Source organism: Kineococcus aridisoli (assembly GCF_050871885.1).
Taxonomy (GTDB): Bacteria; Actinomycetota; Actinomycetes; order Actinomycetales; family Kineococcaceae; genus Kineococcus.
Genome location: NZ_JBJLSF010000138.1, coordinates 1 through 7,846, shown reverse-complemented (window position 1 = coordinate 7,846; position 7,846 = coordinate 1). Strand labels below are relative to the sequence as shown.

General features: G+C 78.3%; 8 protein-coding genes. 7 read left to right on the top strand and 1 reads right to left on the bottom strand.

Annotation, left to right across the window (positions count from 1 at the left end; all coding sequences use genetic code 11):
- Positions 1 to 1,452: hypothetical protein (locus ACRYM2_RS22290; RefSeq protein ID WP_432524824.1), on the bottom strand; the 1,452-nt coding region annotated here is incomplete at its 3' end.
- Positions 1,453 to 1,556: 104 nt separating this feature from the next.
- Here ACRYM2_RS22290 and ACRYM2_RS22285 point away from each other — a divergent pair.
- From ACRYM2_RS22285 to ACRYM2_RS22255, 7 genes are all read left to right on the top strand, one after another.
- Positions 1,557 to 2,249: a GntR family transcriptional regulator gene (locus ACRYM2_RS22285; RefSeq protein ID WP_432524823.1), complete on the top strand. Its 693-nt coding sequence runs from the start codon at positions 1,557 to 1,559 to the stop codon at positions 2,247 to 2,249.
- Positions 2,250 to 2,333: 84 nt separating this feature from the next.
- Positions 2,334 to 3,143, top strand: a complete 810-nt coding sequence (locus ACRYM2_RS22280) for a putative hydro-lyase (protein ID WP_432524822.1) — start codon at positions 2,334 to 2,336, stop codon at positions 3,141 to 3,143.
- Positions 3,140 to 3,808 (top strand): 5-oxoprolinase subunit B family protein, encoded by a 669-nt coding sequence (locus tag ACRYM2_RS22275; protein ID WP_432524820.1) that lies wholly within the window; start codon positions 3,140 to 3,142, stop codon positions 3,806 to 3,808. Before ACRYM2_RS22280 ends, ACRYM2_RS22275 begins: the two co-directional genes overlap by 4 nt.
- Positions 3,805 to 4,695, top strand: a complete 891-nt coding sequence (locus ACRYM2_RS22270) for a 5-oxoprolinase subunit C family protein (RefSeq protein ID WP_432524818.1) — start codon at positions 3,805 to 3,807, stop codon at positions 4,693 to 4,695. The genes ACRYM2_RS22275 and ACRYM2_RS22270 overlap by 4 nt, the downstream gene beginning before the upstream one ends.
- The gene (locus tag ACRYM2_RS22265; protein WP_432524816.1) at positions 4,692 to 6,155 is read left to right on the top strand and encodes a carboxyl transferase domain-containing protein; all 1,464 of its coding nucleotides are present in this window, start codon (positions 4,692 to 4,694) and stop codon (positions 6,153 to 6,155) included. The genes ACRYM2_RS22270 and ACRYM2_RS22265 overlap by 4 nt, the downstream gene beginning before the upstream one ends.
- Positions 6,152 to 6,358 (top strand): acyl-CoA carboxylase epsilon subunit, encoded by a 207-nt coding sequence (locus tag ACRYM2_RS22260; RefSeq protein WP_432524814.1) that lies wholly within the window; start codon positions 6,152 to 6,154, stop codon positions 6,356 to 6,358. Before ACRYM2_RS22265 ends, ACRYM2_RS22260 begins: the two co-directional genes overlap by 4 nt.
- On the top strand, positions 6,355 to 7,846 hold a 1,492-nt coding region (locus tag ACRYM2_RS22255; RefSeq protein WP_432524813.1), incomplete at its 3' end, for an acetyl-CoA carboxylase biotin carboxylase subunit. The genes ACRYM2_RS22260 and ACRYM2_RS22255, both read left to right, overlap by 4 nt.

Sequence of the window (7,846 nt, the reverse complement as noted above, 5' to 3'; positions counted from 1 at the left end):
GACGTCGCCGCCGCCCTGCGCGAGGGGGGGGCCCCCCCCCCCCCCCCCCCGGCCCCCGGGGGGGGGGGGCCCCCCCCCCCCCCCCCCCCACCCCCCGCCCCCCCCCCCCCCCCCCCCCCCCCCCCCGGCACCGGCGGCGGTGACGAGGGCGACCGTCTGGTCGACGACGGCCCGCCGGTCGGCCTCGAACGCGGGGTCGGTCAGCAGCGAGAGGTCCTCGGGGTACTGCAGCGCGGAGACGTGCAGGTGCCCGCCGGGCACGTCCCAGGCCTGCATCCCGATCCGCAGCCGGTTGGAGCGGTACATGCTCTCGTTGGAGAGGTAGCTGCCGCCCGGGCCGGAGGCGGCCCGGCTGCCGGGGCTCGGGTCGTCCGCGCACCGCAGGGCCGTCGGGTCCGGCCAGGTCCCGGCGGGCCACTCGCAGATCCCGTCGTTGAGCTGCACCGGCCACGGACCGGTGCCGGCGGCGATCATCGCCTCGTACGGCAGCGTCGTCTCGATCCACTCCGGCGAGTCGTACGGCTGCGGCCAGTGCGAGGAGCGCGAGACGGGGCCGAACTGCTGGTTGCGGTTGTTGTCGGGCGAGCCGCCGCGCGCGTTGGCGGCCCACTGCTCGACGTCCATGCGGCCGCGGCCGGTCTGGCTGATCGTCATGACCATGTCGGTGCGGTCCTCCCCGGTGGCCAGCACCGGGCCGAACGCGTCCTCGACGACGCCCTGGTCGAAGTCGGTGTAGTTGACGGGCAGGACGACGGCCTCGACGGTGACCGGCCCCTGCGGGGTCTGCACCGTGCGGCCGTCCAGCTGCAGCGCGGTGGCCCCCGAGGGGTTGGAGTTGCGCAGGCTCGCGTCGAGGCTGTAGGTGTCGAAACCGCTGATGACCACGCGGGTCGCCCCGGGTTCCTCCTGCGACCAGTCGACCGAGGAGATGCCGCGGCTGGTGCGGTCGAGCACGTGCAGCAGGCCCTGCCGCTGCAGCGGGCTCTCCAGGTACGCAGCGTCCAGCGAGCGCAGCGCCGCGCTCATCGACGTGCGCGCCCAGTACAGCGGGCGGTCGTCGTAGCGGTCGATCGTGCCGCTGGTCAGCCGGCCCTGGGCGCGGGCGACGGCCGTGTCCCACAGCCGCTGCCCGCTGCCGCGCACGAGCTCGTGCGCCTCCTGCAGGGTGCTCGCCGCGCACAACCGCGCGGCGAACTCCTCCACGAGGGCGTCGAAGCCGGCCGCGCGCAGGAACTGCGCGGAGGCGGCCTCCCCGCCGGGCACCAGGGGCTGGCCGAGGCGGGACTCCTCGACGGTGGGGACGGTCGAGGGCGCCGCGCACGGCAGCGCGCTCGCGGGTGCGGGCTGCGCGGCGGAGGGTGCCGCCGCACCACCCGCCACGAGCGCGGTGGCGCAGCCGCCGAGGACGGCGGCGCGCCAGCCGGCGCGCAGGGAACGGGGGGAAAGGGCCACGATGACCTCACCAGGTGGGGGAGGGAGGAGCGGACGGGCGCCGACGCTAGCGAGTTGTTCAACGACCTGGCAACGGTTCCGTCGTTGCGACTATGTTTCGCCGGATGGGACCCCGATCCGCGGGCAGCGGTGCGCGACTGCCGGAGCGGCTGAGCTCCGCCGGTCGCGCCCTGGCCGGCGGCGGCGCCGACCGCGTCGCCGAGGCGCTGCGCGACCTCGTCGCCGAGGGGGCGCTGGTGCCGGGGACGCGGCTGCCGGAGGACGCGACCAGCGTGTCCCTGGGCGTCTCGCGCAACACGCTGCGCGAGGCCTTCCGCCTCCTCGTGCGCGAGGGGCTGCTGCACCACGAGCTGCACCGCGGCGTCTTCGTCCGCTCGCTGACCACCGCCGACGTGGCCGACGTGTACCGCTTCCGGCGCGTGCTGGAGTTCGCCGCCGTCGACGGACCGCACGACCCCGTTGCCCTGCAACGGGTCCACGCAGCCGTCGAGGAGGGGCGCGCAGCCGGGCGGGCCGGTGACTGGGACGGCGTGGGCACGGCGAACAGCCACTTCCACGCCGCGCTCGTCGCCCTGGCGGGCAGTCCCCGCATGGACGAGAGCATGCGCCACCTGCTCGCCGAGCTGCGGCTCGCCTTCGTCGTCGTCGCCGACCCGCGCCCCTTCCACGAGCCGTACCTGGAGGACAACGCGCGCATCGCCGACCACCTCGAGGCCGGTGAGCGCGGGCGCGCCGGGCGGTTGCTCGCCGCCTACCTGGACCGCGCGGAGGCGCAGTTGCTGGCGGCGCACGGCTGAACCGCGGTCGCGCAGGGGGCAGACAGATCGTTGAACGATCCCTACAGTGCTGTGCACGACCTCGACCGGACCGACGGAGGCCCCGTGAGCGACGCGCAGCGCACCTCCCCCGCGGACACCCCGCCCGAGCGGGCGCGGGCGCTGTTCCGCGCCGGGACGGCCGTGCCCACGGCCGGCTGGTCGCCCGGGTCCACGCAGACCAACCTCGTCGCGGTGCCGCGCGACTGGGCCTGGGACGTGCTGCTGTTCGCCCAGCGCAACCCGCGCTCGTGCCCCGTCCTCGACGTCACCGGACCCGGGGAGACCGGCACCGCCCTCGCGCCCGGCGCCGACCTGCGCACCGACCTGCCCCGCTACCGGGTCTGGCGCGACGGGCGGCTCGTGGACGAGCCCACCGACGTGCGCGAGCACTGGCGCGAGGACCTCGTCGCCTTCTCCATCGGCTGCAGCTTCACCTTCGAGACCGCGCTGGCCGAGGCCGGCGTGCCGCTGCGCCACGTCGAGCAGCGGCGCAACGTCCCCATGCACGTCACCACGCGGCAGTGCCGCCCGGCCGGGCGCGTGCACGGCCCCCTCGTCGTCTCGATGCGGCCCGTCCCCGCCGCCCTCGTCGCCACCGCGGTGGAGGTGACCGCGCGCGTGCCCGCGGTCCACGGCGCACCCGTGCACGTCGGCGACCCCGGCGCCCTGCTCGCCGGGTCCCTCGACGCCCCGGAGTTCGGGGACGCCGTCGACCTGGAACCCGGCGACGTCCCGGTCTTCTGGGCCTGCGGGGTCACCCCGCAGGCGGCCGTCGCCGCCTCCGGGGTGCCGTTCGCCATCACGCACGCCCCCGGGCACATGCTCGTCACCGACGTCCCCGACAGCGCGCACCAGCTGGGGTCGCCGACGTGAGCGCCGACGTGGGCGCCGCCCGCCTGCTGCCCGCCGGTGACCGCGCCTGGCTGCTGGAACCCGCCGGGGAGGCGGGCGGCCTGCGCGTGCCGCAGTTCGCCCGCGCCCTGGCCGACGAGGCCCCCGAGGGCGTCGAGGACGTGCTGCCCGCCGCCCGGACCGTGCTCGTCACCCTGCTGCCCGGCGCGGACGCGGTCTCCGTGGGCCGCGAGCTGCTGCGGCGCTGGGCCGCACCCCCCGCGGCCCCCGGCTCCCCGGGCGTCCCCCGGGCGGCCGACGAGGTCGTCACCGTGGCCGTGCGCTACGACGGCGAGGACCTCGCCGACGTCGCCGACCTGCTCGGCACCACGCCCGAGGAGGTGGTGGCCCGGCACACCGGCACCACCTGGGAGTGCTCCTTCGTGGGCTTCGCCCCCGGCTTCGGCTACCTGCGCAGCCCCGACGGCCGCCTGACCGTCCCGCGCCGCGCGCAGTCGCGCACCGCCGTCCCCGCCGGTGCGGTGGCGCTGGCGGACGGCTTCAGCGCGGTCTACCCGCGCCGCTCCCCGGGTGGCTGGCAGGTCATCGGCACCACGGCGGCGACGCTGTGGGACCCGGCCGCCGACCCGCCCGCGCTGCTGCGCCCCGGCACCGTCGTGCGCTTCGTGCGCGAGGGCGAGCGGTGAACGGCCTGGAGGTCCTCGCGACCGGACCGCTGACCACCGTGCAGGACCGCGGCCGGCGCGGGCTGTTCCGCTACGGCGTGGGCGTCGCCGGCGCCGCCGACCGGGGCGCGCTCGCGCTGGCCAACCGCCTCGTCGGCAACCCGGAGGGGCACGCCGCGCTGGAGGTCCTCCTCGGCGGCCTGGAGGTCCGCGCCGCCGAGCCCGTCGTCCTCGCCGTCACCGGCGCCCCGACCCCCGTCAGCGTCGACGGCGCTCCCGCCCCGCACAGCAGCGTCCTGGTGGTGGGTGCCGGGCAGGTGCTGCGGCTCGACCCGGCGACCGCCGGCCTGCGCGCCTACGTGGCCGTCCGCGGCGGTGTCGACGCCGAACCCGTCCTCGGCTCGCGCAGCCGCGACACCCTCGCCGGTCTGGGCCCCGCCCCCCTGGTCCCCGGCGACCGCCTGGCGGTCGGGGCCCCGCCCGCGCGCCACCCGGCGCTGCGCACCGCGCCCGTCCCCGGCCCCGCCACGGGCACCGTGACCGCGGGGGTCGTCCTCGGGCCGCGCGCCGACTGGTTCACCGAGCCCGCCGTCCTGTTCACCGGCACCTGGACGGTGACCCCCGCCTCCGACCGCGTCGGCCTGCGCCTGCAGCGCCCCGCCGGTCAGCCCGGCCTGGAGCGGGCGCGGCACGACGAGCTGCCCTCCGAGGGCGTCGCGCTCGGCTCCCTGCAGGTGCCCCCCAGCGGGCAGCCCGTCCTCTTCGGCCCCGACCACCCCGTCACCGGCGGCTACCCCGTCGTCGGGGTGGTGCGCGACGCCGACGTCGACCTGCTCGCTCAGGTCCGCCCGGGCCAGTCCCTGCGCTTCCGCCCCGCCCCCGCAGCACGGGAGGTCCCCGCACCGTGACCGACGAGAACCCCCAGGACCCCCGGAACGCCCAGGACCCCCAGGACCCCTCGAGCCCCGGGGACCCGCGGGAGGGCGACGGCCTGGCCGCCGCCCGCGCCTTCGCCGCGGCCCTGTTCGACGAGGGCACCGCCGTCCCGCTCGCCGACGGCGCCTCGCCCGCCGGTGCGGGCGAGGTCGACGGCCGCGACGTCTGCCTGGCCGTCGCCGCCGGGCCGGGCGACGCCGCCGGCGCCGACGCGGAGTCCCGGGTGCGCGCCCTCGCCGCCGGCACCGGCCGCCCCCTGGTCACCGTCGTCGACGCCGGCGAGGTCACCGACCCGCGCGCGTTCGGCGACCTCGCCCGCACCGGCGTCGCGCTGTCCGGCGTCGTCCCCCAGGTGAGCGTCGTGCTCGGGGCCGCCGACGGCGCGCGGGCGCTGCTGCTGCCGCTGGCCGACGTCGTCGTCGCCGTCCCCTCGGCACGGTCAGCGCTCGCCGAACCCGCTGCGGCGCGTGTCGTCACGGGCCTGGACCGCGAGGCCGGCGCGCTCGGCGGCGCCGAGCTGCACGCGCGGACCACCGGCCGGTTCGCGCACGTGGCCGACGACGCCGCCGGTGCCGCGGAGTTCGTCCGCGACCTGCTGGCCCACCTGCCGAGCAACAACCGCGCGAGCGCGCCGCGGCTGCCCGAGCCCGCACCCGACCCCGCCGAGGAGGACCCGGACCTGGCCGACGCGCTGCCCGCCCGGGCCGGTGCCCCCTACGACGTGCGCGAGGTGCTCGCCCGGCTCGCCGACGACGGCGGCGACGGCCCGGGTCCGCTGGAGCTGCACGCCGCCCACGCGCCCCAGCTGGTGACCGCCCTGGTCCACCTCGACGGGTGGAGCACCGGTGTCGTCGCCCCGCAGCCGGCCGTCCGCGGCGGTGTCCTCGACGCCGACGCCGCCGCCAAGGCCGCCCGGTTCGTGCGCCTGTGCGACGCGTTCGGGCTGCCCGTCCTCACCCTCGTCGACACGGCCGGTGCGCTCCCGGCCGGCGAGGACGACGACGGGGCGCCCACCGCGGCCCTCGCCCAGCTCCTGTACGCCTACGCGGAGGCGACCGTGCCGCTGCTGACCGTCGTCACCGGCCGGGCGCACGGACCCGCCCGCCTCGTGCTGGGCTCCCGGCACGTCGGCGCCGACCTCGTCCTCGCCTGGCCGCGGGCGCTGACCGCCGCCCGCGACGAGGTCGCCACCGCCACCGCCACCGCCACCGCCTCCGCCACCGCCGCCGCGCCCGGCACCGCGGAGGACTGGGCGCGGGCGGTGCACGAGGCCGCGCGGGCGGCCGGTCCGGAGGCGGCGGTGCGCGACCGGGAGGTCGACGCCGTCGTGGACCCCGCCCGCACCCGGGCACGGCTCGCGGCCGCGCTGCGCCTGCTGCACCGCAAGAGCGGGCACCAGCCCGCCCGCCGGCACGGGAACGTGCCGCTGTGAGCGGCTGGGAGGTCGGCGGGCACCCCACGGACGCCGAGCTCGCCGCCGTCGTCGCAGCCCTCGCGCTGCTGCACCCGAGCGCACCACCGCCCGGTCCCCGGCCGCCCCGGCCGGTGGAGCACGACGGCTGGGGGGACCCGTCCGCCCTGCTGCGCACCCCGCTGCCGCTCCCGCCCACCGACCCCGAGGAGGACCCGCGATGAGCACCACCCGCATCCGGAAGGTGCTCGTGGCCAACCGCGGCGAGATCGCGCTGCGCGTCCTGCGCGCCGCCCGCGACGCCGGGATCGCCGGGGTCGCCGTCTACGCCGACCCGGACGCGGACTCCCCGCACGTGGCCGCCGCCGACGAGGCGTTCGCCCTTGGGGGCGCCACCGCGGCGCAGACCTACCTCGACGCGGCCAAGCTGCTGGAGGTGGCCCGGCGCTCCGGCGCCGACGCCGTGCACCCCGGGTACGGGTTCCTGTCCGAGAACGCCGACTTCGCCCAGGCCGTCCTCGACGCCGGCCTGACGTGGGTGGGCCCGCCGCCGGAGGCGATCCGGTTGCTGGGCGACAAGGTCTCCGCCCGCCGCCTGGCCCGCGAGGTCGGCGCGCCCCTGGTGCCGGGGACCGCGGAACCCGTCTCCGGCGTCGAGGAGGTGCTCGCCTTCGCCCGCGAGCACGGCCTGCCCGTGGCGGTGAAGGCCGCCCACGGCGGCGGCGGGCGCGGGCTGAAGGTGGCCCGCACGCTGCAGGAGGTGCCCGAGGTGTTCGCCTCCGCGAGCCGGGAGGCCGTGGCCGCCTTCGGGCGCGGGGAGTGCTTCGTCGAGCGCTGGCTCGACCGGCCCCGCCACGTGGAGGCGCAGGTCCTCGCCGACGACCGCGGGAACGTCGTCGTCGTCGGCACCCGCGACTGCTCGCTGCAGCGCCGGTTCCAGAAGCTCGTCGAGGAGGCGCCCGCGCCCTTCCTCGGCGACGACCAGCGCGAGCGCATCACCACCGCCGCGCGCGAGGTCTGCCGGGCCGCCGGGTACCGCGGTGCCGGGACCGTCGAGTTCCTCGTCGGCGAGGACGGGACGACGACGTTCCTGGAGGTGAACACCCGGTTGCAGGTCGAGCACCCCGTCACCGAGGAGGCCTACGGCGTCGACCTCGTCGCCGAGCAGTTCCGCATCGCGCAGGGGCACCCGCTGCCGTTCGAGCGGGATCCGGAACCGCGCGCGCACGCCGTGGAGTTCCGGCTCAACGCCGAGGACCCCGCCCGCGACTTCCTCCCGGCCCCCGGCACGATCACCCGCTGGGACGCGCCCGGCGGGCCGGGCGTCCGCGTCGACAGCGGGGTGCGGCGCGGCAGCACCGTGGGCGGCGGTTTCGACTCCCTGCTGGCCAAGCTCGTCGTCACCGGCGCCACCCGCGAGCAGGCGCTGGCCCGCGCGCGGCGGGCGCTCGCCGAGTTCGCCGTGGAGGGCGTGCCCACCGTCCTGCCCTTCCACCGCTCCGTCGTCGACGACCCGGCCTTCACCGCGGACGGCGGGGGGTTCACCGTGCACACCCGCTGGATCGAGACCGCGTGGGCGGGCCGCGCCGCGCTCCACCCGCAGGAGCCGGGCACGCCCGCGCCGGTGGGGGAGCGCCGCACGATCGTGCTGGAGGTCGACGGCCGCCGCGTCACCGTCACCCTGCCCGCCGGGGGTTCCGGCGGGCAGGGTG

Coding starts and splice junctions, on each gene's coding strand:
- ACRYM2_RS22285 (WP_432524823.1), top strand. CDS start 1,557: ATGGGACCCCGATCCGCGGGCAGCGGTGCGCGACTGCCGGAGCGGCTG.